The organism is Methanosarcina sediminis, assembly GCF_052056915.1.
Classification (GTDB): Archaea; Halobacteriota; Methanosarcinia; order Methanosarcinales; family Methanosarcinaceae; genus MTP4.
Genome location: NZ_CP195119.1, coordinates 2,559,499 through 2,582,473 on the forward strand (window position 1 = coordinate 2,559,499; position 22,975 = coordinate 2,582,473).

Annotated in this window: 19 protein-coding genes; 2 read left to right on the forward strand and 17 right to left on the reverse strand. The window is 48.7% G+C overall.

The annotated features are described in order from the left end of the window. Nucleotides 1-54 precede the first annotated feature (54 nt). From ACSAZK_RS11045 to larE, 5 genes are all read right to left on the reverse strand, one after another. The gene (locus ACSAZK_RS11045; protein ID WP_440954189.1) at nt 55-1,236 is read right to left on the reverse strand and encodes a cysteine desulfurase; all 1,182 of its coding nucleotides are present in this window, start codon (nt 1,234-1,236) and stop codon (nt 55-57) included. A gap of 43 nt (nt 1,237-1,279) precedes the next feature. Beyond that, nucleotides 1,280-1,441, reverse strand: coding sequence for a hypothetical protein (locus ACSAZK_RS11050; RefSeq protein WP_156153880.1), 162 nt, complete (start codon nt 1,439-1,441; stop codon nt 1,280-1,282). A gap of 218 nt (nt 1,442-1,659) precedes the next feature. Continuing rightward, nucleotides 1,660-2,196 (reverse strand): DUF531 domain-containing protein, encoded by a 537-nt coding sequence (locus ACSAZK_RS11055; protein ID WP_440954190.1) that lies wholly within the window; start codon nt 2,194-2,196, stop codon nt 1,660-1,662. Nucleotides 2,197-2,307: 111 nt separating this feature from the next. Then, entirely contained in the window at nt 2,308-2,754 is a 447-nt protein-coding gene (locus tag ACSAZK_RS11060) for a GNAT family N-acetyltransferase (RefSeq protein WP_440954191.1), read from the reverse strand. 60 nt (nt 2,755-2,814) lie between these two features. Further along, the gene (gene larE, locus ACSAZK_RS11065) at nt 2,815-3,675 is read right to left on the reverse strand and encodes an ATP-dependent sacrificial sulfur transferase LarE (protein WP_440954192.1); all 861 of its coding nucleotides are present in this window, start codon (nt 3,673-3,675) and stop codon (nt 2,815-2,817) included. Nucleotides 3,676-4,012: 337 nt separating this feature from the next. On the opposite strand from larE, the gene glmM reads away from it, so the two are divergent. Then, a complete protein-coding gene (gene glmM / locus ACSAZK_RS11070) occupies nt 4,013-5,359 on the forward strand; it encodes a phosphoglucosamine mutase (RefSeq protein ID WP_440954193.1) in 1,347 nt (448 codons plus the stop codon). A gap of 116 nt (nt 5,360-5,475) precedes the next feature. Here glmM and ACSAZK_RS11075 read toward each other — a convergent pair whose 3' ends face one another. The 10 genes from ACSAZK_RS11075 to ACSAZK_RS11120 all read right to left on the reverse strand — a co-directional run bounded on the left by ACSAZK_RS11075 (nt 5,476) and on the right by ACSAZK_RS11120 (nt 18,433). Continuing rightward, entirely contained in the window at nt 5,476-5,646 is a 171-nt protein-coding gene (locus ACSAZK_RS11075; RefSeq protein ID WP_440954194.1) for a hypothetical protein, read from the reverse strand. Between the two features lie 814 nt (nt 5,647-6,460). Further along, complete coding sequence (locus ACSAZK_RS11080; RefSeq protein ID WP_440954195.1) at nt 6,461-7,576, reverse strand: TIGR04013 family B12-binding domain/radical SAM domain-containing protein; 1,116 nt, start codon at nt 7,574-7,576, stop codon at nt 6,461-6,463. Nucleotides 7,577-7,800: 224 nt separating this feature from the next. After that, nucleotides 7,801-8,025, reverse strand: a complete 225-nt coding sequence (locus ACSAZK_RS11085) for a hypothetical protein (RefSeq protein WP_440954196.1) — start codon at nt 8,023-8,025, stop codon at nt 7,801-7,803. A 218-nt stretch (nt 8,026-8,243) separates the two neighbouring features. Further along, a complete protein-coding gene (locus tag ACSAZK_RS11090) occupies nt 8,244-9,362 on the reverse strand; it encodes a site-2 protease family protein (RefSeq protein ID WP_440954197.1) in 1,119 nt (372 codons plus the stop codon). 100 nt (nt 9,363-9,462) lie between these two features. Continuing rightward, a complete protein-coding gene (locus ACSAZK_RS11095; protein ID WP_440954198.1) occupies nt 9,463-9,873 on the reverse strand; it encodes a DUF126 domain-containing protein in 411 nt (136 codons plus the stop codon). Beyond that, a complete protein-coding gene (locus ACSAZK_RS11100; RefSeq protein ID WP_440954199.1) occupies nt 9,860-11,125 on the reverse strand; it encodes an aconitase X in 1,266 nt (421 codons plus the stop codon). Before ACSAZK_RS11100 ends, ACSAZK_RS11095 begins: the two co-directional genes overlap by 14 nt. A 39-nt stretch (nt 11,126-11,164) precedes the next feature. Continuing rightward, entirely contained in the window at nt 11,165-12,433 is a 1,269-nt protein-coding gene (locus tag ACSAZK_RS11105) for a UbiD family decarboxylase (RefSeq protein ID WP_440954200.1), read from the reverse strand. A gap of 375 nt (nt 12,434-12,808) precedes the next feature. After that, nucleotides 12,809-13,876: a citrate/2-methylcitrate synthase gene (locus ACSAZK_RS11110; protein ID WP_440954201.1), complete on the reverse strand. Its 1,068-nt coding sequence runs from the start codon at nt 13,874-13,876 to the stop codon at nt 12,809-12,811. Between the two features lie 533 nt (nt 13,877-14,409). Next, on the reverse strand, nt 14,410-17,214 hold the full coding sequence (gene acnA, locus ACSAZK_RS11115) for an aconitate hydratase AcnA (RefSeq protein ID WP_440954202.1): 2,805 nt from the start codon (nt 17,212-17,214) through the stop codon (nt 14,410-14,412). 97 nt (nt 17,215-17,311) lie between these two features. Beyond that, nucleotides 17,312-18,433, reverse strand: coding sequence for a citrate/2-methylcitrate synthase (locus ACSAZK_RS11120; RefSeq protein WP_440954203.1), 1,122 nt, complete (start codon nt 18,431-18,433; stop codon nt 17,312-17,314). Nucleotides 18,434-18,829: 396 nt separating this feature from the next. Here ACSAZK_RS11120 and ACSAZK_RS11125 point away from each other — a divergent pair, with 396 nt between their 5' ends. After that, nucleotides 18,830-19,606 carry a hypothetical protein gene (locus ACSAZK_RS11125; RefSeq protein WP_440954204.1) on the forward strand — a complete coding sequence of 259 codons (777 nt, stop codon included), beginning with the start codon at nt 18,830-18,832 and terminating at the stop codon, nt 19,604-19,606. A gap of 76 nt (nt 19,607-19,682) precedes the next feature. On the opposite strand, the gene ACSAZK_RS11130 is transcribed toward ACSAZK_RS11125, so the two are convergent. Then, nucleotides 19,683-21,332, reverse strand: a complete 1,650-nt coding sequence (locus ACSAZK_RS11130) for a VWA domain-containing protein (protein ID WP_440954205.1) — start codon at nt 21,330-21,332, stop codon at nt 19,683-19,685. A gap of 3 nt (nt 21,333-21,335) precedes the next feature. Continuing rightward, a complete protein-coding gene (locus ACSAZK_RS11135; protein WP_440954206.1) occupies nt 21,336-22,835 on the reverse strand; it encodes an AAA family ATPase in 1,500 nt (499 codons plus the stop codon). Nucleotides 22,836-22,975 lie beyond the last annotated feature (140 nt).

Sequence of the window (22,975 nt, forward strand, 5' to 3'; positions counted from 1 at the left end):
AACTATAGCCTGTATCCCGGAGTAGCAGGGATTCAGTCCCCGGGTGAAAGGGACTCAGCCAACCAGGGCTTTGAGTTCGTTGACCGCGTTTACCAGAATGTCTACTTCTTCTTCGGTATTGTACAGTGCAAAGGATGCCCTTACCGTACTATCCACTTCCAGAAAGCGGACGCTGGGGATTGCGCAGTGATGGCCGCTTCGGACGCAGATTTTCCTGCTCTGGTCCAGGATCAGGGCAACGTCATGGGCGTGCAGCCCACGGACGTTGAAGGGCACGACCCCAGCCCTATTTTCGGGGCCGTAAACCTCCACATGTTCAAGTTCGGAAAGCCTTCTTGCCGTCTCTCGTGCAAGCATAATTTCCTGCTTTTCTATTTCGGAAACTCCGATCTCCTTTACATATTCAACTGCCCTTCCAAGCCCGATTACACCGGGGATGTTTGGGGTTCCGGCTTCAAAGCAGGCCGGGGAAGGTTCCAGGACAAAAGAGAGCCCGCTTACTTCCGAGACAGCCCCACCTCCAACGGAGGCACTTTCGAGCTCGTCCGGCTCCTTTATGTACAGGACCCCCGTGCCCTGGGGACCGAGGAGGCCCTTATGGCCTGCGGTCGCAAAAAAGTCGCAGCCAAGTGTGGAGAGATCAACTGGCATGTGTCCTGCGGACTGGGCGCCGTCAATCAGGATCTTTATGCCATGCCTGTGGGCAATTTTCGTAATCCGTTCCACATCCTGGACGGAGCCAAAGACGTTTGAGGCCTGGGTTACCGCAATAAGCTTCGTCCTGTCGGTGATGGCAGTTTCTATGACAGCCGGATCGATCCTGCCTTCCCTGTCAGGGTGTACGACCGTTATGTTTACCCCGAACTTTTGCAGGCGTAGCCAGGGCAGAAGGTTGGAATGGTGTTCTATTAGGGTTGTGATGATGTGGTCCCCTGCTTCCCAGGGGCAGCTATTTGCCACGAGGTTTATCCCTTCCGTGGTGTTTTTTGTAAAAACGGTCTTTGAGGGTTCGCTATTCAGGAAACGGGCTACCGTTTCCCTCGCGTCTTCATAGTGGTTTGTGGTCTCGCGGGCCAGGCGGTGGGCTCCCCTCCCGTGATTGCCTGCGTATCTATAGAAGAATTCATTCATGGCTTCAACCGCAGGTACCGGGGTCTGCGTGGTCGCCGTACTATCGAGGTACACGACTTCTTTTAAAACAGGGAAATCTTTGCGAACCGCATATACATCGTACATGCTTTTTTCTAGGTAAGATTAAATAAAAAAAGTTTGTGCAGGTTTATTTTCCCTGCATCCCGCCTATCATAAAGCGGTAAAGGTCTAATTCATCTGTGTCCAGGCTGTCAGTACAGCCTTTTACAACAGTATGGTAGCTGCTGTTCATACAATTTTCTTTTCTATATTCTTTGCGTTTTCTATATTCCGGATTTAATTCACTCATTAAATCCCTCCTGTCTCTTCAATGTTACACGCCAAGCTCGAAGGGTCAAAATTTCATTTGTTTCTGAAAAGAATATATTACTCATTCCTGAAACAAAACCCCACACGAACATGGCAAACTTCATTTCTGTTTCCCAAAGTACAATATTACTTGGTCATAATGATATATAATAATTCCGGAAAAATTTTGAATGAACAGCCCAGAAAGGTTTTTGGAACTTACTTTTTTGTTTCCAGGTTTGCCATAAGCCCGGAGAGGTTAGCAGGAATCGCCCCGATTGCCGTGCAGGTCTCAAGGGAGAGCCCCTTGCAGGTTATGTCCAGATGGTACTTTCCTCTCCCGAAAAGCTCTTTTGGAAGCCCTTTTCTCCCGAGCCCCACAAGGAAAAGAAATGACCTGTTCCGGAGCGCTTCTTCGGCAATCTGCACAGGCATGATCTTTTTTTTCGGGTCGGGTTTCGAAGTGGTTATAACGATTTCCCCGAACTGGGCCTGGAACCCTTTCTTTGGCAGGTCGAAGACCGAGAGGTGGTTGGTCTCGTAAAGGGTCTTAAGGTAACTTCCCGACTCCCCGATTGTGGTCTTGTCCATAACGAAAGCTACCAGCTCTTCGGCTGTCATTTTGAAAGGAAAGTCAAAAAGGGCCAGGTGGAAGCCAAAAGCATGGCAGATGGGTGCGGCTCTTGCGATTGCCCGGTAGTGCGCGTCAAGGACCTTGATCTTGTCGTAAGTATTCACGATTCCGAGGGTGAGCATAAGGTGCCTCATTGGGCTTTTTCGTAAAATAATGTTTCGTTAAAAAGCTGCCGTCATTTATCAGTTATTCGCTTCTCAATTATTATACTTGCCTGGGTTTACCTGCACCCTTTACCTCCGGCTTTTCCGGTATTTCAGCGCATGCTGGGAGCAGTTCCCGAAATGTTCGCAGCTTTTGCAGTCTTCCCATAGCCGGAGTTTTTCGGAATCCGGGATTCTCACAAAACCGAGTTTTTCAAAAAAGCCCGGAGCAGTAGTTTTTACGTAAAGTTCGGCATCCTGCCCCACTGATGTTGAAATAACCCGGTCCACAAGCCTGCTGCCTATCCCCTTCCCCCGGAAGTTAGGGTGGATCGCAATGGAATGGATTTCAAGAAACTCTTTTTCGGAAAAACCGCTTCGGATAAGGGCAGCACAGCCCAGAACTTTCCCTTCCCCCTCCGCAAGCACGAAATCTTCTGCTTTGAGTTCTTCCATATCCAGAAAATAGGTTGATAGAAGCCTCTGAATTGCCGGGAGGTCGGATTTCTCGGCTTTTCGTATAAAAATTGCTGTCATTTTCTATCAGTTGTTTTATTTTCCCTGGTCTTATGTTTTATTTTTCCGGATCCTGTGTTTTTATTTATCCAGGTTCTGTATTTTTTCTTCTCCCTCTCCTTCTTTAGCTTTTTTTCGGAGAAAAGGTTCATCCATGCTCCCGCTTCGGAAGCCTTCAAGGTCGAGGGTTACGTAGTCGAAACCGGTATCCTTCAGGTTTTCAGAAATCTGCACACTATGGCGCAGGATTTCCGGGAAATCTTCCGGCGGGACTTCAATCCGTGCCATATTGGAGTGCATCCGAACCCTAAACTGGGTGAAGCCCAGGGAGAAAAGGTATTCTTCGGCTTTTTCAATTTTCCTAAGAGCTTCTGCCGTTATCGGCTGCCCGTATGGAAAACGGGTTGCAAGGCAGGCCATGGAAGGCCTGTGGGCTGCTGAAAGGGAATAGATTGAGGCTATTTGCCTTATTTCATCTTTTGTGACATCGAATTCCGCGAAGGGAGATAGGACCTTATCTCCGGCTTCCCGGATTGCCCTGTATCCCGGGCGGTTTTCACCTTTGATTTCCGAAGCATTTGTCCCCTCAAGCACGATGTTGTATCCATTTTCTTCCGCAAGTTCGATCAGGGTGTCCAGCAGGGATTTTTTACAGAAATAGCACCTGTTGATTGAATTTGCAGTAAAGTAGGGAGCGCTCAGGTTGGAAAAAGGAAGTATCCTGTGAGGAATTCCTATCTCACAGGCTGTCTCAACGGCAGTTTCAAGCTGCCTCTTTGGAAAGAGTGGGGAGTCGAGGGTCACGGCAAGAGCTCTGTCCCCCAGCACTTCATAGGCCAGGGCTGCAAGAGCTGTACTGTCCACTCCTCCGGAAAAGGCAACAACCGCGCTTTCTCTGGCTTTGATTGCCTTTTTTATCTTTTCGATCTTCTCAATGGCCATTGGTTACACCATTAGTTATACAATCATAGTCCGGATCGTAAATATTTGCACTTATATTATAACCGCGGAAGACACAGAAAGCACTGAAGGATTGTGCCCCTATTTCTTTTATTCCGTGTTTTCCGTGCTTTCTGTGGTTAAACTTTCACTTGAGGTTGGTGAAGGAATTTGGGTATTTGACTATAGTTCCCCTTTGGTTACTGATTTTGACTAATAAGCTATATGTATTTGCCACCCTTAAGAAAGGTATTATCGATTATAGACAGAAATTCCAATAAAATAATTCGCCGACACAAACAGGGTTTGCCGGCAAATCACCTGAAGATGGAGACCTTAGATGGCATTATTCGGAACAAATGGTGTACGTGGTACCGCCAATGAATACATAACCCCCGAAATGGCAGTCAATGTGGCGCGGAGCCTGGGGACTTACATGGGCTCGAAGGGTACGGTTGCGATAGGGAGCGATACCCGCATTTCGGGCCAGATGCTCAAGTCCGCCGCAATCGCCGGGGCTCTTTCCATGGGTCTTAGCGTCATTGACGTGGGAATGGCTCCTACCCCTTCCATCCAGTACTATGTCCGTGATTTTGCCGATGCCGGGATCGTGATTACGGCTTCCCATAACCCGCGGGAGGATAACGGGATCAAACTGATTGCCGGAGACGGTTCGGAATTCCCCCGGGATGGGGAAAGGGATATTGAGAAAATCTACTTTTCAGGGGAATATTCCCCCGTTTCCTGGGAAAAGACAGGGGACTTCAAAACCGATCCCGGGGTGAATGAATATTACCTCCGGAACGTCATCCGCTCCGTGGATACCGAAGCTATCCGGAAACGCAGGTTCAGGGTTGTGGTGGACACGGGCTGCGGGGCAGGTGCCCTAACCCTCCCTTTCCTGCTCAAAGAACTTGGCTGTGAGGTGCTGACCCTGGGCGCCCAGGTTGACGGGACTTTTCCCTGGAGGAACCCCGAGCCCACCCCCGACGCCCTGACCGAGCTTTCCGAACTTGTGAAGAAGACCGGGGCAGATTTCGGGGCAGCTCATGACGGAGACGCTGACCGCATAGTCTTCATGGATGAAAACGGGGCTTTTGTCAACGAGGAAGTCCTGCTTTCAATGATGGCAAAGTACGTGCTCGAACAGAAAAAAGGGCCTGTTGTGACCCCGGTTAGCTCTTCTCAGCGCATGGCTGATGTTGCGGCGGAAGCAGGGGTCGAACTGCACTGGACTGCAGTCGGGTCCATCAACGTCGCCCGCAAAATGATGGAAATAGATGCGGTTTTCGGGGGGGAGGGAAATGGTGGGTTAATTTTCCCTGAGCACCAGTACTGCCGGGATGGGGCCATGGCCTGTGCAAAACTCCTTGAAATTATGGTCGGGGGAAAGAAGCTGTCCGAACTTACGAAGACCGTGCCGGAATACTTCAATGCAAAGACGAAAGTACCAGTTGGGGACCTTCAGGCTACCCTGGAAAAGGTGAAAGCCGAAGTTGCAGGCAGCGGGGTCAAAATGGATACCATCGACGGAGTCAAGCTCTATTATGAAGACGGTTGGGTCCTGATCCGGCCTTCGGGCACCGAACCTATTTTCCGAATCTTTGCGGAAGCAAAGACCGAAGCAAGGGCTGAAGAACTGATGAACCGGGGTCTGGAACTTGTTCGAAAGGCTGAAGAAAGCTGAATTTCTTCTCCTCTTCTCTTTCTCTCCCTTCTTTTCTTTCTTCCACCTCTCAATCCTTTATCTCAGCAGGTGGAAAGGCCCCCTCCTCGACTTTGAAGGAAACAAGGAGGTGTAGTTCATTTGGAGCGTATGAGGCTTAACTTTTTTATCATAGAATAAAAGGTATAAAGTATGAACACCCCTGCTGCGGCAAACCAGGCAAATTTGGCGTAATTGACGCCTGCAATCCAGAGCAAGAGGATGATTATCATGATGGCTAAAAGAGCTATTCTAATGGCTAACTCCATTTCGTATCCCCCTACTTTTGTATGGGCTCAAAACCTTATGAGGGTTCCGATAACCTCTGCCTCGTTTTCATTTTTCTCGGATATTTTTTGACTTTCTGTTTCTTTCTGCAGGAAATCAGATGATTGTGGGTCATGTTTAATCTTGGATTGTCTTATTTGTATCATTTAGTGTGTATTATTTTCATATAAATAACAATAAATTATAAATACATTGAACACTTTATTACTTATTGGGACTAGGTGTCCATACAGATCAAGTATGCCGGTATGAGCGCCTCCTAAATTAAAAATGAATCAGAAAGCTCAAAAGGTCATATGATCGAAAGGACATACCTGAAAATACAAGATCAGAGGACAGACCTAATTAACGAATAGACATCATTAGCGAACAGATGTCTATTAAAACGCCATTAAAAACTACAGGATCAAAGACGAACTTTGGTCATAAAGGAAATAGCTGGTAAAAACGGTAAGTTAAAGTCGGAAAATAAACCTGGAACGAAATAAGACCTGAAAAAGAAGCATTTACTCAAACACATAGCCTAAAAAGAATAGGGATTAGACCGCAAAGCCGGCTTTTAAATGAGCACCTGCCGGCACTCACTCTAATCTCTTCTCAATCTTATCTATTCAACTTTCCCTATCTTGTTTCCCCTGCTTTACTTCCTTTCCCCTCAAATCCCCTTTCCCTAATCTTCCTTTAGCTCCTCTTCCATCTTTGCATATTCTTCCTTGAGGAAGATGTGTTTTACAGTCCAGTTTACCACATATTTTTATTTTTTTGATCTAAATTCCGATAATTATGGTTTTTCTCTCAGTGTTTCTCCCAGTACCCGGTTAATTTTCCGTGGAGGGCCAGTTTCCCGAGTTCGCGCCGGACTTTGTCGCTGATTTCGTTAGGGGCAACTGATGAGTATGGGGTTCCGGGCAGAGGGGTAAGGTAATGAGCCCGGACAGTCCCTCCCTTTTTGCAGATCCAGCGGACAAGGTCCAGGCTTTTTTCCTGGTCTTCCTCGGTTTCGGTGGGAAAGCCGAAGATAAAGTCTACTGCAGGGACTATTTCGTGTTCCAGGCAGCATTCTACGGCACTGATGCTGTCTTCTACGGTATGCCCTCTTCGGATTTCTTTTAAGATGCGCTCGCTTCCCGACTGGGCTCCCAGGCTCAGGCTCTGGTTTGCGCAGTATTCGCGGACAAGTTCCACGGACATGTCGTTCACAAATTCGGGGCGCACCTCGGAAGGGAAAGTCCCGAAATAAATCTTTTTTCCGGGCATTTCGTGCAGGGTCGAAAGCAGTTTCTCAACCTTATCCAGCCTGGGGTGGATCCCGTCACTCCCGTAAGCAAAGGCATTGGAAGCTATGAATCTGAGGTCATCGTAGTGCCTGGCATTCCGGACTATAGTGTCAATGCTCCGGTGCCTGACTTCCCTCCCGAAAAGCCTCGGAGTCTGGCAGTATTTGCATCCCCAGGGGCAGCCCCGGCTGATCTCGATCGGGGCTCGGAGCTTCTTCGGGTTAAAGCAGGGGTAATTGTCCAGGTTTACGTGGGGCCTTTCCGGGGTTTTGACGATTTTCCCGGTTCCGGGGTCTTTGTATGCTATTCCCCGGACCTTTCCCTGGTCTCCTTTTTCCTGTAGGACCTTTACCAGTTCGGGAAGGGTCTCTTCTCCTTCCCCGAGCACAACGTAATCAAAATATTCCAGGGTTTCTTCGGGAGCCCCCGAGGGGTGAGGGCCTCCTGCAATGAAGATGGAGTTTGTACCTGCATTTTTTACTTCTTTGAATACATTTGCTGCCTGGCGTGTGGTAAAACTGTAGATCACGATCCCTTTTCGGGGCATGTCAGTAAAACCTGCTTCCGGCAGCATGGGGGAGAGAACTGCAAAGCTGTATGAATTTTTCTTGCTATAGCGGAAATTCACATCCATTACTTTCACCTTTTTTACAGGGCTTTCAAAGGAAAGGGTGGGTATCATAGGGAAGTTTTAGAAAAACAAGTAAATTCAAAGCTGTCAAGTAAATCGGCTGAGAGATTATATCCTAAACAAACCTGTGAAGAACAAATCCCATAGCACGGTAAAAAGTGCTATGGGGATTTTTCTACTCTGATGGAAATTATCTGATTACCCTTGAAATTCGATGAGGGATACGGTCAATAGGTAAATTGGTCATTTTGTGCCGTCATCATTTTTTTCTTTTGTACTAAATAATTTCCGAGATTTGCGGAAAATACTGCAATCATACAACAAAAGATAGCAATGGAATAACCCAGCGGCATGCCATTCATTGCGCAAATAAGCATATTTACAGCTGAGATCAGTACTGCTACCGATGATATGACGCAAGCGATTCCCACAATTTCGGCACTTTTTTTCATCCTGCCTCATCCTTTTAGAAAATATAATATTTACTCGTCCTGTCCATATTCCAAATTCACAGGGGAATATAAATTTTTCCTGCGTAACAGTATACCATAACACTTTACTTGCGTAAAGTGAAAAATCATGAATTTTTCAGCCACTTATGGGCTGTTTGCGCTTCACACACTCCCAAACAAAGTAGTGTATAGGCAGCTTAATTATGGTGCATAGAACTTCAGCCCATAAATTTGAACGGAACCAGGGTAAAGCAGAGCATCCCCATAATAAAGGTTATGACCCCTATCAGGATACGTTTTTTGTCAAGTTCCACTTTGTCGTGGAGGGGAGATGGATGTCCTGCGGCTGCAAAGAGCGAAAGGAATAGCGCCCAGAAGATCCAGATTAACCCGTCCTCCTTCAACCAGTAACTTACATAAAGCCCTGTGCTTAGAAGAACAAAGGGCATGGCTGTTGAGACGTAGGCTGCCTTTTTCCCGAGCATCGCCCTGAGCACGTGCCCGCCGTCGAGTTGCCCTGCGGGGAGCAGGTTCATGAGGGTTACGAACATCCCCACCCAGCCTGCAAAGGCCACAGGGTGCAGGCTATCTCCGGTTACGCCCAGAAGCTTCTGGATGATTATGAAAAGCGGGGGCAGGCCCAGGTCGAGCATCAGGACGTTTGGCAGTGGGTCTACTCTGGGAACTTCCAGGGAGAGCCCTATGAAAGTAACCGCGATTGAGACCAGAAGCCCTACTATGGGTCCTGCTATCCCCACATCAAAGAGGGCCTTCCGGCTAGGGATGGGGCCCCTGTACTTAATGACCGCTCCCATTGTGCCGATGAAAGTTGGAAATGGAATAAAATAAGGAAGGGAAGTCCTCATCCCGTGGTACTTGGCTGCCACATAGTGTGCCATCTCATGGGAACCGAGCACGGCCATGATGGCAAGGGTGAAGGGAAGTCCTCGGATAAATTCCAGAGGTTCGTTTCCAAGGTCTACCCCGAACATCACGGCTCCTGAAATCATGGTGGTAAAAATCGTCGCAACAAGGAGGCCAAGGTTCACCCAGGGTTTTTCCCGGGCAGTCTTTTCAGGGGCGATAACCAGGACATGTTCCCCAAGTTCGTATTTCAGGGAAAACTCAAGCTTCCGCTGCTGGAGGGGGGGCCAGAGTTCCTGTGTAATGTGTTCAGCGTCGGTTTTCGGGGTCCCGTAGAAATAGAGGGCTTCTCCTGAATTCTGGATCTCGTATACTTCAAAGACCCTGATAATGAAAGGGTATATGCGTGAAACTATTTCTTCGGCGTCGAAATTTTGCTTGTGCTTCCGGCGGTTTTTATCTGCCTGGTTCATTGTGAGTCTCTTATATGTAAGTTTGAAGCTTTTTTCTGGTTTGCTGGTTTCAAGCTTGAATATAATGCTTCATTTGACTTTAATTTTCAGTTTGAACTTTTTATTCAAGGGTTTCCACACACCCGTTGCTCCCATTCACGCGGACCACGTCCCCATCTTTTAAGACTTCGTAGGGGTCCTTTTCCAGCATGTCCACAAGAGGGATTTCCGAAATTATTGCGCCCACGGCTACAATGGGTTCGGTTTCGAGGTTGATGATCGCAACAGGGGCAGCCCCGTTTTTCTTTAGCTGGTACATTACGTATGAACCCACGGTTGAACCTTTCCCGTGGGGGAAGACAAGGACTTTTCCCCTTATGGATTTTCCTTCAAGGGCGTGACCTTCTTCAACAACAATCCCTGTCTGAGGGTCCACACTGCCCAGGAAAGATATCGGATCCCTGGAAAGCAGCACTTCTCCTTCCGCAGAGCCCCGGGCAATCGTCCGGCCGTTCAGTTTAATGGGAACCACCTTCCTTTTTCTCTTTCTCAGGCCTTTTATTTTCCCATTTTTCCTCTTCCATTTCCTTTTTCTCTTTTCTCTCCTTTCCTCCAAGAGCTTCTTCTATGCAGGCTTCCATGCTCCCGAAAACCGTTTCAGCCCCGCACATCCCCGGCACGTAAGCAAAGGCTTTCCCTGAGTTTACCATGACGCAGGAATACCTGTTGGTTGCGGGGGAGACCACCATGCATGTGTCGCAGACCACTTTTGCCCCGCTCTTTTCAATGGTTTCCATGTATTCGGGGAAGCGGTTTGCAAGTTCCCTGGAAGTAAAGACCCAGATCTCTTTTGAAACGGTTTTTCCTTTCAAAAGTCCAGCTGCTTCTTTGAGTTCTGCGGCCGAGCAGTGAGGGCAGCCGACTGTGATAAGTTCTGGTTCCCTCCCGGCACCACAGTGCCTCTCGTAAACTTCGTCAAGCTGGCTTTTTTCGATTATGATTTTTTCCTCCGGGGGTTCGAAGTCCTGCCTGCAGGCATCGGGGGTAACTCCTTCCACGTGGTAAAGAGCAACTGCCCCCGACGCTGCCATTGCCGCTCCGAGGGCTTTTAGTTCGTCCGTTTTCGGGGTATTTTGCAGGTGCAGGAGGGGAACCCTGCTCCCCACGAGTTTTCCGGCCACATAGCCCAGTGCTCCGTAATCGGACCTATTCAGGGAACATTCCACTGTAATCGAAACTGTCGGAACCCTGTTCTCGTCCAGGTGGAACCCGTAGTTTGCGGTCTTTCCGAGGAGAGCCGCCGAAAGGGCTGAGGGTCCCCCTTCCCGGTTAGTCCGCGCTCCGAGCACGGAGTTTGCATATGAAACAGCCGAAGATTCGCTCCAGGCCAGGTGGTCACCGTAGCTTACCGAGAAGCCTTCGAGGGTATAGGGGGTGCAGGTACACTCACAGCTGACCCCGAGTTTTTTGTAAGCCTTAACGATTTCCTTTTGTTTTTCCGCAAAGTCAGGGGAGATGTCGAGTCTGTCCCACCTTTCCAGGTCCATTCCGGCAGGGTTCAGGATTGAGGGGACTTTCACTTTTCCTTCAAGGTCCGAAATCCATTCCAGCCCGGCGTCCCCTATGGTCTTGTAGGAAACTCCGGCTATCTGGGCGCTCTTGATGGGAATCAGCCTGTCCGCGCCGTAGATATCTCCCAGGGCTGTCAGGATTTCCAGGGCTTTTCTCAGGGTCTCCCCGGCTTCTCCATTAAGGATCCGTTCTTCTTCTTTCGTAAGGTGCATGGAAATTCACTTATCTGTGATCTGTATACTTTTTTTGAATTATTCTCCGGGGATCACTGCCCTTTCGAAATTCTCTTTTTCAACCAGGACCTTCGTGGCGTCGATCCCTACTTTGGTGGTAGTCCCGTCCGGGGCTCCCCGTGGGTCCAGGGAACTGCCGCGGACGTTGGGGATGGTCAGGATGTCAATGTCTCCTTTGACCCGCGTGGCTACTGCGAATTCCACATCGTTCGGGTCAAAGATGTTGATGTCCTCGTCTACCACGACTACGTGCTTGAGGCTGGTGTGGGCGGCAAAGGCAGCCATGATGGCATTTTTCCCGTCGCCTTCGGTCTGCTTTTCGATCTGCACCACGGCATGGAGGTAGCAGCAGCCTCCTTCGGTAAGCACCACGTTTTTGACAGTGGTTACTTCTCCTACTGCCCTGTAAATCCGGGGTTCATAGGGCACACCCATCATAAGAAGGTGTTCCGGCCCTGCGGGGAGGATCCCATGGTAGACGGGGTCTTTCCTGTGGATGACTCGAGTGATGCGGATTACCGGCTCCTTCCGGACAAGGTCGTAGGTCCCGGTGATGTCCACGAAGGGGCCTTCGTCTACCCTTTCCACAGGGTCGATGTAGCCTTCGAGCACGATTTCGGAGTGAGGAACCTTTACCCCGTTTTCGCATTCAAATAGTTCTACGGCCTCTCCTTTCAGAGCCGAGGCGTACTCAAACTCCTTTCCAACGGGCACCCTTGTGGATGTAGCGTAAATGATTGCAGGGTCACAGCCAAGCACGATTGCAACAGGCAGGGGTTCACCTTTTTCCGCGGCTTTCTTATGCAGGAGATAGGTATGCCTTGGTGGGACAAGACGGGCTGCGAGTTTGTCTTTTCCTGCCAGCATGAGCCGGTGGATAGAAGCGTTCATGCTGCCTTCATATTCGGAAACAACTATTCCTGCTGTGATGTAAGGGGCACCGTCTTTTTCAAAATGGGTGAGAATGGGAAGTTTTGTCAGGTCCACTTCCTCTTCCACAACTTCAAGGGTAGGGGAGTCTGATACGAGTTTAACCTCTCCTTTGGGGGATACTTCCGAAAGTTTCCGGATGATCTCTTCTTTAGGTACCCCCAGCATGGAAGCCAGTTCTTCTCTTGATCCCAGGAGGTTCATAATGACTTTCGAGCCTGAAATGTCGTGGAAAAGAATGGGGGCTTTTGTTTGCTTTGCAATTCTCGAAGCTTCAAATTCGGGAGAAACGGGATGTTGAATTTCTACCAGTTTTCCGCTCGTTTTCAACTGGTCAATGAAATCTCTAAAAATCATGGGTATCTGGCTATCAAAAAGCTGTTAGATGATAAAAAGATTATCCGGCTTTTACATTTTTGGGGCACATAGAATATGTGGGAGCCAGATAGATAGATAGATACCTTTCAGCTACGTATAGGACACGAGCTGGATCTGATGGTTGCGGAACTTGAAAAGGAGCCGGGTAGATGATACCTTTCAGCTACGTATGGAACCGGGGGTAGGTAGACCGGGAAAAGTTATGTTTACTGGAAAGCAGAAAAAGGCCTTTTTAAATTAAGATCCGAAACAAGGGCACAGTCAGATCAGAAAAAAGGTGTAAATAAGCATGAGCAGGGATTTTTTTCTCCCTGCGCCACGGAATTTATCTGTGATTTTTGTTTGTGATTTGCTTCAAAGCTCGTCCAGCATAAAGGCGCGGGGCCTGATAATTCTCTTCTTGGAATACTGATCAAAGCAGTGAGCGATCCAGCCTGAAACCCTGCCGATGGCAAAAATCGAGGTTGCAAGGTGTGGGGGGATTTCCAGGTACTTGTATATAACTCCCGAATAGAAGTCAACGTTCGGGTAGATGGGTTTTCCTTTCTTTTCTACGAGTTCGCGAAGGACCGTTTTTTCAAGCTCTTCTGCAGTCTCGTACCATATCATGTCCCCATTTGTTTCTGCCAGTTGCTTTGCAAGTTCCTTGAAAAGTATACCCCTGGGGTCATAGGTTTTGTAGACCCTATGCCCGAAGCCCATTATTTTTTCTTTATTTTCAATCTTCTTGAGGACGAATTCCTCTGCGTTTTCAGGGCTGGAAACTTCCTCAAGCATATCCATGACTTTCAGCCTGGCCCCTCCGTGCAGTGGGCCCTTGAGAGTGCAGAGCCCGGAAACAATTGCAGAGTAAAGGTCCGAGCAGGTGGATGCCGTGATTCTTGAAGAAAATGTGGAAGCGTTAAGCTCGTGCTCCGCACTGAGGATAAAGTCCTTTTCCATAACTTCAGCTTCCAGCTCTGTAGGCTGACTACCCCTGAGCATGTAAAGGAAATTTGCTCCGTGGGAAAGTGCCGGGTCCGGAGATATCGGGTCTTTCCCGTTTGATATCCTGTGATATGCTGCAACTATGGTCGGGATCCCGGATATTAAACGTATGGCTTTTTTTGTATTCCCTTCCAGGGACTCGTCTTCCAGATCCGGATCAAATTGCGACATATAAGAAACTATGGTCCGCAGTGCTTCCATCGAATCGATATTGAGGTTGCACATGCGAATTATATCAATTACCCCCTTTTCTATTTCCCGCTCCCCCCTCAGGCGGGCTGAAAAATCGGCAAGCTCCTCTTCATTGGGGAGTTCGCCCTGGATAAGCAGATAGGAAACGGCATCGTAGGGTAGACCAACTAACTTGTTGATGTCTATTTCCCTGTATTTCAGAATGCCCTCCAACCCGTCTATGAAACATATGCTCTTACTCATTTTATACCTCACAGTTTGCCTAGAGTATTCCAAAAAATTTTACAACTGGGGAATCCTCTGCTTATACGCAAAAAGCGTATGGGGAAAGGACCTCTCTCATCAAGGCCCAAAAATTAGGATAATAATGCACTTCTATTATTGACGAATAAGTATATTAAATTTGTTGAATACTGCGCTCAACTATATAACTAAAATCTTTGTGTTGGCCCTCTTTCTTTTGGTTGTCCGGGTTTTTGCTTCCTAAATGAAAGGGGATTTACCCTGAGATCTTTCATGAGACTTTCGGTTTTTCGGTCTACGTTTTTAAAGAAAAAAGTTAACTCAATAAAATTACGATAAATTACGATAAATTATAATAAATTACTATTAATTATTAATTACTATAAATTAATACAAAAAATGTTTATATTATCTCAACCGGGATATATATTGGGATTACTTGATTACATATTTTCACTACACATCCTTAAATTCACAAATATTGATTTATAAATTGGTAAAAGTGGATAATCCGAAGATTTCCACTTCTGCGTTTACTTTTTGGTCACCATATCTCTCAGGAACTTATGCAAAATCCCTCCGTTTCTGTAATATTCCAGCTCCACGATCGAATCCAGCCTCACAATTACCTTGAAGTCGGTTTCTCCTCCTCTCTCGTCCCTTACTCTTACGGTAAGTTCCCCTCCGGGCTCCATGTTTCCTATACCCAGGATATCGTATGTCTCCCTGCCCATGAGCCCGAAACTGTCTGCGTTCTCGCCTTCTTTGAACTGAAGGGGAAGAACTCCCATGCCCACCAGGTTGCTCCGGTGAATGCGCTCGTAAGACTCCGCAAGCACGGCTTTTACCCCCAGGAGGAAAGTGCCTTTGGCGGCCCAGTCCCGCGAACTGCCTGTCCCGTATTCCCTGCCCGCGATTACAATAAGGGGGACCCTGTTCTCCGCATACAGCATTGCGGCATCGTAGATTGTCATCTCCTCGGGCAGTTCCGGCGGGACAGTCTCTTCGTGGAGGTGATAGTCAGTCCAGCCTCCTTCCCTGTCCACCAGCCTGTTCCTGAGCCGTATGTTCCCGAAAGTCCCGCGCATCATCACCTCGTGGTTGCCCCTGCGGGAGCCGTAGGAATTGAAGTCCGCAGAGTCGACCCCCCAGGAAAGCAGGTACTTGCCCGCAGGCCCTTCTTCCGGAATTGCACCTGCCGGGGAAATGTGGTCTGTGGTGATGCTGTCCCCGAAAAGGCCCAAGACCCTTGCGTCCCTGATGTCCCCGGGCACCTGAGGGGTCAGGGGGAAGTCCATGAAATAAGGCGGCTCCTGGATGTAGGTTGATTTCTCGTTCCAGGCATAAAGGGTGCCTTCCGGTACGTCCAGTTCTTTCCAGAGTTCGGTGCCCTCCATGACTCCTGAATACTCTTTTTCGAACATTGCCGGTTTAATCGTATGCTTTATGACCTCTCTTATCTCCTCTTCTCCAGGCCAGATGTCCTTGAGGTAGACTGGCTGTCCGTTTGGGTCATACGCCAGAGGTTCGGTTTCCAGGTTGATGTTCACAGTTCCAGCTATTGCATAGGCAAGCACCAGAGGGGGGGAAGCCAGGTAATTGGCTTTGATAAGGGGATTGATCCTGCCTTCAAAGTTCCTGTTCCCACTGAGGACTGCCGCTACGGTCAGGTCCTTTTCTTCAACTTCCTTTGCAATGTATTCGGGCAGAGGGCCGCTGTTTCCTATGCAGGTCGTGCAGCCGTAGCCCACCTGGTGGAAACCGAGGGCTTCCAGGTAAGGTAGGAGTCCGGCTGCTCCCAGGTATTCCGTGACTACCCTGGACCCGGGGGAGAGGCTTGTTTTGACATAGGGTTTTACGTTCAGGCCCCTCTCCACGGCTTTTTTTGCGAGCAGTCCGGCTCCTATGAGGACCGAGGGGTTCGAGGTGTTAGTGCAGGAAGTAATGGCTGCAATAACCACGGAGCCGTGAGTGACTTTGAGTTCCTTCTTTGCATACCTCTCATAATCTGCCCTGTCGTGCCTGACTTTCTCTCCCTCCAGCCGGTCCCCGCCTTCCCCGCTCCAGCGCTGGTACGCAGAGTCCCGGGTAAGCTCAATCCCGGCTTCTTTCTTCCGGGCAAAAGCCTTCCGCATGGTCTCGTGGAAATTATCGGGCATCTCGCCGAGGAAGATCCTGTCCTGCGGTCTTTTTGGACCTGCAAGGCAGGGCTTGATCGTGCTCATGTCCAGTTCCAGGTTGCTGCTGAAGACGGGTTCGGGTTTGTGGATCGAGTAGAGAAGGTCCTGGGCTTCAAGGTATTTTTGCACAAGGTCTAGCTGTTCTTCGCTTCTGCCGGTCCTCCGGAGGTAGTCCAGGGTTTCGGCATCCGGGGGGAAGATCCCCAGGGTTGCCCCGTATTCGGGGGCCATGTTGGAAAGCGTTGCCCTATCCGGAAGACTGAGTGAACTCAGGCCGGGCCCGTAAAATTCCACGAATTTGCCCACAACCCCGTGTTCCCTGAGCAGTTTGGTTACGGTCAGGACAAGGTCGGTTGCCGTGACCCCGGGTTCCAGTTTTCCGTAGAGCTTGAAACCCACCACTTCCGGGACTTGCATGTAATAGGGCTGCCCGAGCATCACGGCTTCGGCTTCTATGCCTCCCACACCCCATCCAAGTACCCCTATCCCGTTGATCATTGTGGTGTGGGAATCGGTCCCAACCAGGGTGTCCGGGAATGCGAAAAGCTCCCCCTCCTTTTCTTTCAGGTGCACCAGGGGAGCCAGGTACTCGAGGTTCACCTGATGGATGATCCCTCTTCCCGGGGGGACCACCCTGAAGTTATCAAAGGCTTCCTGGGCCCAGCGCAGGACCGAATACCGTTCCCTGTTGCGCTCAAACTCCTTTTCTTCGTTTTCTTTCAGGGAGTATGCCGTCCCGTAGTAATCCACCTGCACGGAGTGGTCAATGACAAGGTCTGCAGGGATAACCGGGTTTATCTCCCCCGGATTGCCTCCCAGGCGCTGCGTGGCCGAGCGGAGTGCTGCAAGGTCCACCACGGCAGGGACGCCTGTAAAATCCTGTAAGACAACCCTGGAAGGGATGAAAGGGATATCTCTTCTCTGAATGTTTTCTGGGTCCCAGCGGGCCAGGGCTTCCACGTCTTCTATTGTTATAACGTGCCTGTCAGTGTCCGCATGCCGCAGCAGGGATTCCAGCAAAATCCTGATTGAATAGGGGAGCAGGGAAATCTCTTCGAAATCCTGTTCTTCCAGTTTGTTCAGGCGGTAAATCGTCGCTTCTCCGGAAGCAGTCTCAATACTGTCTCGTACACCAAAGGGATCCGGACCTTCTCTCATTTCTTTTCCTCCAGCAAAAGTGTAAACTTGAAGTAAAATGAACTTAAAAAATGTTAACTTTTGTGTTTATTTTCTTGCGAAGTGCGGCCTGGCGAGTTCAGGCTTTGAGGGTTTTTGCAGGTTTAACATATTTTGCCCGCGGACGAATAACCCTGTTATCGGAGTACTGTTCCATGCAGTGGGCAATCCATCCAGAGATCCTGCCTGCAGCAAAGACCGCGGTTGCAAGCCGGGGAGGGATTTCAAGGTATTTGTACACAACTCCTGAATAGAAATCCACGTTCGGATAAAGTGGTTTTCCTCTCTTTCCCATAAACTCCGCGAAGAGTGTGTTTTCTATGTTTTCTGCGGTCCTGTACCACTGAGTTTCGCCTTTCGATTCCGCAAGCTGCTTTGCCAGTACTTTAAATATTATGGTCCGCGGGTCCTGGGTCATGTAGACTCTGTGCCCGAAGCCCATTATTTTCTCTTTATTTGCAATCTTCTCCAGCACGTATGCTTCTGCAGCTTCAGGAGCCGGGATTTCGTCAAGCATGTTCATGACCTCCATCCTTGCTCCTCCGTGCAGGGGGCCTTTCAGGGTGCAGATCCCGGTGATTATGGCCGAGTACAGGTCAGAGCAAGTGGAAGCCGTGATTCTTGAAGCAAAACTGGATGCGTTGAGTTCGTGCTCCGCACTGAGGATGAAATCCTTTTCCATGGCTTCAGCCTCGATCTCTGTCGGCTTGCTTCCGCGCAGCATGTAGAGGAAATTTGCCCCATGGGAAAGTGTCGGGTCCGGAGAAACCGGGGTTTCCCCCTTTAATATCCTGCTGAAAGCCGCAACAATCGTGGGGAATTTTGCTATCAGGTTTGTGGCTTTTCGCAGGTTCGCTTCCTCGGAATTGTCGTTGAGGTCCGGGTCGCAGTGGGACATGTAGGAAATGGTTGTACGCAGGGCATCCATGGCTTCGATATTGAAGTTGCAGGCCCGGACGACGTTCTGGACGTATTCTCCTAGTTCCCTTTTTTCATTCAGCGTGGCAGAATAAACGGCAAGTTCATTATCATCCGGCAATTTGCCCCGGATGAGCAGATAGGATACGGCATCATATGGTAGGTAAACCAGATCGTTGATATCGAATCCCCTATACCTCAAAACACCTTCAGTCCCGTCTATGGAACTGACACCCGTTTCAAGGACGACTACGTTTTCAAGTCCACTCTTCACTTCCTCCACTCAGAAACCCCCGCTAATGATGTTATGGAAAATGATAGTATAACAATTATATAATGCCGAGTATAATAATATTGGGTTAGAATATCAGTATTAATGATACCGTTTCTGGACTATCCGGGTTCCTTCGTATTGTGTAATTTGGACCTGCGTGAAGCAGGCAGGATAAAATAGTCCGCTGAAAAAAAAGGTGGCTTAAAATAAATCGTCTTTTCAGTGCTTTGAAGGTTTTTTCTGTCTCGTTGATTTGAATATGGATAGAAAGAATTTTTAAATTTCGAGTCATAGTTCTAAAATAACACTTGATAGTAGGATAGACATAATGAAATTATCACTGGAATTGCCTTGCGACCAGAATAGCTGAAATCAAATCGTTCTGTATATGCTTAAAACAATATAATGAGTGTGGATCTCTTGCTCAAAAACAAAGGGGATATACTCGACAGGCTTTCGCATGCCGGATACAGAGTCAAAAGAAAATATAAAAAAAGAAATACCTCCTCAAGCGATGCTTTTATAGGAAATATTCAGGTCATTGACGCCGATTTTGTTGAGGTGAATAAAGAGCTTCCTGATGAGCTGCTCCTGGGAATAGGAAAAGGTAAACGCGAATCTGCTGGTGGTGAATCTGCCGATAGTAAGTCTGAAGACGGGGAGTCTGTAGAAAACCTGATTGAATACCTGAAAGCCTGCTCAAGTGAAGAACTCTCCGATATCTTTGATGAACTTCTTCTAATAATGGAGCGCAAAGGTGCAGGAAGCGAGTGCCCGAAGGGTTCGGGGGCAGGGAGGCGCGGAGAAAAAAAGGAAAGGATCAGGGTAATCTCAAAAAATGTTTTTGAAAATTTGTCCCGGATAGCCTCGAGGGAAGGTTCCCGGATAAAAGAAGTTTCGAAGAGTGCAACTTCAAAAGCTTCCAGACTGGCATATGACAATAAGGATTCCGTAAAGGAAGTTTCCGAGAAGATTTATTGCAGGTTGAGATATTCCAGCCCCGAGGAACGCAAAATGATTTTGATGTTCCTGCTGCAGGTTATAGTCCTCAAAAAGCCGACCCTTGGTAAAAATCCTGCCTTCCTGCTCCTGCTGCAGAGCCTGAGTAACTCTATCCTGAGCAGGGAAGAGGTCGAGAAACTTGTAAAAGGCATAAGCAAGTTATTAAAGCGCAGGGCTTGACCCGGCTTCATTGACAGTAACCCCCGATTCATCTATCATAATTTCATTTTTGGAAATCGCACTGATACTAGCGTTTTCACCTGTAAACCGGTGCTCCGATTGCTTTTACAAACCTGGCCGGGCTTTCCCACACCCCCCAGTTTTCAGTATTCCTGATGATATAGGTGTGGTCCGAGACCTGTTCGAGCCCGCCAGCGTTGTCGTTTCCGATGATTAGGGAAAAGATTCGGGCATTTCGTTCTTTTTTTATTTCGTTCCATTCCCGGATCAGGGGCTGTTCCGAAAGTTCGGAGTAGCCGTCGGTGAGGAAGAGGAGGTCCGCTCCCCTGAAGGCGTTTTCCTCTTTCATGACTTTCAGGCCGGATCTGAGTGCGGTATTGAAGTCCGTGCCGCCTCCGAAGGTATGGCGGAGGAAGCCCAGGAACTCTGCTCCCATCCTCTTTTTGTTTGTCATTTCGATTTCGAAGCTCTGCCATTTCGAAGCAAAGAGGATTACCTTTACGTCCCTGCCTTCTTTGAGCATTCTCCTCGTCACTGCAAGGACGACGGATTTGGCAAGGATCTCGGGACTTCCTCGCATGGAGGCCGAGGTGTCCACCAGGGCAACGACAGGTCCCCTCCTCTTTTTCCCTGCAGCGTCGGAGTTCCAGTTTTTCCCCCTTAGCTGGTAGGTCAGGAGTTTTCCCTCGAACATATCAGCATAGAACTTACGCTTCAGGAGGGGGTTTTTGAGTTTTACGGCTTCTACAGGGAGCATGGTCTGGATTTCGTTTGAAAAGGTGACCGCATGAACCTCACTTTTGCTGTGGGGAGAGAGGATAAGTTTTTTTGATCCGTATTCGAGCTCGATCCTTCCCACCTGCTCCAGGATTTTCCTGAGGTCGGAACTCTTTCTAAGGAGGGAGGCGTATTTTTCGAGGTTTCCGAAATATTCCCTGTGGAGGGCTTGCAGGGAGTCGCTCCACATCCTGCCTGGAAAGAGCATGGAAAGCATCTCCAGAATTTCCAGGTGGTCTTCAAGGGTTGAAATAAACTCCTCAAGCGGGACAGCTATCCTTTCTTCAACAACGATGTCCAATGCCTGCCCCGTTTTTTCATTTTCCATGAACTTTCGGGTCATGGATTCCAGATTTTCGCTCCCCGAGCTTTCCCTGTATTCCGGGTTTTGCCGACTGTTCCGTTCGTCCCAGGTGGAGCAGGTTTCTTCGATCAGGGCTTTCAGGGCTTTCAGGGCTTTCTCCAGGTTTTTTTGAAGACTTTTTGTAATTTCTTCCTCGATTTCCTCATAGTCCCCTATAAGGGTGAAAATCCCATCAAGGAGGGTTTTCAGGACAAGAAGTCCGGCCATATGATTACTGCCTGCAAGGGCTTTGAGGTCTTCCCATACCCGGAAGTTTCTCATGCTCAGAAGAAGGGGGTAAAACACCCCGAACTTTTCCATAAAGCGTTTTTCGTCCTTTATTTCGTACTCTTTCCCTGAAAAAATCTCGTAAACAAGGACCTCTGCAATATCCTCTCTGAGGGGACGGGGGACCTGTCTCGGTGTTGAAAGGAATACTCTCAGTTCGGTGTTCAGGACTTTTGCGGGGTTGAAGTCCCGTTCAAATCTGAAGGAGGATTCCGATTTGAAAAAGGATTCCGAGCCGGAAAGCTTTGAGTAAATTCTCCCTCTGTTTCCTGTTTCCTGCATGGCTTTCACTTCTTCCCGGACTTTTCTGACAGGCAAGGTTCAGGCTGCTTCTCCCACAGTTTCCAGTTCGATGTCAAAGACCTTCGGCTTTTCCAGGACTGCCCTGATTTCTTTCAGGTGGTTTGCGATTTCATAGATGTCCGTATTCTTGGAGCGGTATTTCATCAGGATTTCCCTGCTGTCCTGGGCTGAGACCCAGATGTTCTCTTCCAGGGTTTCTTCCAGAGCCCGCTCCTCTGCCTGTACCTGCCGCCTGAAATAATCAAGCCTTTCTTCCAGGTTCTCGTACTCTTTCTCATACAGTTTCTTTTCCCCGTAGTCCAGGCTGAGTTTGAACTCAAATGCATATTTCCTGCGCAGGAGCTCCACTACCGAGTCGAAGTTCAGGGAACTGTTAAGGTTGTTGTAATCAAGCCCCACCCCGTATGTATGGTTCGGGAATTCGAGATAGTGATTTAGGAAGTCAAGGGTGCTGGAAAATGTGAGGCTCTTCTGGCTTTTCATCCCGGTAAACCTGGAATGCCTTGCGGTGCTGGCTGCTTTTTTCTCCTCTTCGTAACACTTGGTGCAGGATACGAGGTCCGGAAGTTCCTGTTTCAGGCAGCCGTAAATGGCGCTTTTCAGGTCGAGCACGTCCTGCTTCAGTTTCCCGGTATCCGTGCCTCCCGAGACCACCCTATCCAGGATCAGTTTCCTTATCGTTTCTTTTTGTTCGGGCAGGTCCCAGAGCATGTGCTGGAGCAGGACTACCGTCATCCTGCTGACACTCTGGTGTCCGTTCGCGGCAGAGGCGACCCTGAGAACGTTTACGATTTTCTTCCAGCGTCTGTCCGAGATGAAGATGCTGGAGTTTTTCAGCTCCCGCCTGAGCCCTTTGATAATGGTCCTGATCTCGGGGTCAACGGGCAGGTGCCGGGATTTTTTCCGGATTTCCCTTATATCTCCTACTGCCAGTTTTGTCAAGGGGGAGAAGTCTTCCAGGTTTTCGAAAATCAGGTCTTCCAGGTTTTCATCATGCTGGATGTAGTCAACACTGTACCTGAAAAGGAATCGGTCATAAAGAGCCTCCAGGCTTTCGTCCTCTTCGGGCAGTTCATTGGACGCCCCGAATACTGAAAAGAGTGGCACTTCAAGGACCACTTTTCCGTTGTGGTACTTGCGTTCATTAAGGATGGTGAGCAGGCTGTTCAAAATGGAGCTGTTCGCCTTGAAGATTTCATCCAGGAGGGCAATATGGGCTGTGGGGAGGTAGCCCTCGATCTTCCTGCTGAACTCGTCCCTTTCGAGCGCCTTCAGGGAAAGGGGGCCGAAAACTTCTTCCGGAGTGGAAAAACGGGTCAGGAGGTAGTGGAAGAAATTTCCCCCTGTGATAGTCTCGCAGATTTTGTTGGCAAGCAGGGTCTTTGCAGTTCCCGGCGGCCCCAGGAGTAAGACGTGCTCCCCAGAAAGCAGAGCCAGCAAAGAGCCGTTTATTTCGGCATCCCGTTCCTTGAAGTATGTTGAGAATTCCTGTTTAATGTCAAGTATGGTGTTTTTCAAATCAGAAACCTTCATCTTTGTTTTGAATATCCCGTTTTTGGCTTTAGGGAAAGGTGTTGAAGTTGGGGATTTTTTAAGTCCCCTGTCAAAACTGATTTTGATATTAAGATTGGATTTAATATTGAACTCAAAGTTGATAT

What these genes read in the sequence shown, in the direction of transcription:
- ACSAZK_RS11045 (WP_440954189.1), bottom strand. Translation starts at nt 1,236, where the DNA reads ATGTACGATGTATATGCGGTTCGCAAAGATTTCCCTGTTTTAAAAGAA.
- ACSAZK_RS11050 (WP_156153880.1), bottom strand. Translation starts at nt 1,441, where the DNA reads ATGAGTGAATTAAATCCGGAATATAGAAAACGCAAAGAATATAGAAAA.
- ACSAZK_RS11055 (WP_440954190.1), bottom strand. Translation starts at nt 2,196, where the DNA reads ATGCTCACCCTCGGAATCGTGAATACTTACGACAAGATCAAGGTCCTT.
- ACSAZK_RS11060 (WP_440954191.1), bottom strand. Translation starts at nt 2,754, where the DNA reads ATGACAGCAATTTTTATACGAAAAGCCGAGAAATCCGACCTCCCGGCA.
- larE (WP_440954192.1), bottom strand. Translation starts at nt 3,675, where the DNA reads ATGGCCATTGAGAAGATCGAAAAGATAAAAAAGGCAATCAAAGCCAGA.
- glmM (WP_440954193.1), top strand. Translation starts at nt 4,013, where the DNA reads ATGGCATTATTCGGAACAAATGGTGTACGTGGTACCGCCAATGAATAC.
- ACSAZK_RS11075 (WP_440954194.1), bottom strand. Translation starts at nt 5,646, where the DNA reads ATGGAGTTAGCCATTAGAATAGCTCTTTTAGCCATCATGATAATCATC.
- ACSAZK_RS11080 (WP_440954195.1), bottom strand. Translation starts at nt 7,576, where the DNA reads ATGGATGTGAATTTCCGCTATAGCAAGAAAAATTCATACAGCTTTGCA.
- ACSAZK_RS11085 (WP_440954196.1), bottom strand. Translation starts at nt 8,025, where the DNA reads ATGAAAAAAAGTGCCGAAATTGTGGGAATCGCTTGCGTCATATCATCG.
- ACSAZK_RS11090 (WP_440954197.1), bottom strand. Translation starts at nt 9,362, where the DNA reads ATGAACCAGGCAGATAAAAACCGCCGGAAGCACAAGCAAAATTTCGAC.
- ACSAZK_RS11100 (WP_440954199.1), bottom strand. Translation starts at nt 11,125, where the DNA reads ATGCACCTTACGAAAGAAGAAGAACGGATCCTTAATGGAGAAGCCGGG.
- ACSAZK_RS11105 (WP_440954200.1), bottom strand. Translation starts at nt 12,433, where the DNA reads ATGATTTTTAGAGATTTCATTGACCAGTTGAAAACGAGCGGAAAACTG.
- ACSAZK_RS11110 (WP_440954201.1), bottom strand. Translation starts at nt 13,876, where the DNA reads ATGAGTAAGAGCATATGTTTCATAGACGGGTTGGAGGGCATTCTGAAA.
- acnA (WP_440954202.1), bottom strand. Translation starts at nt 17,214, where the DNA reads ATGAGAGAAGGTCCGGATCCCTTTGGTGTACGAGACAGTATTGAGACT.
- ACSAZK_RS11125 (WP_440954204.1), top strand. Translation starts at nt 18,830, where the DNA reads ATGAGTGTGGATCTCTTGCTCAAAAACAAAGGGGATATACTCGACAGG.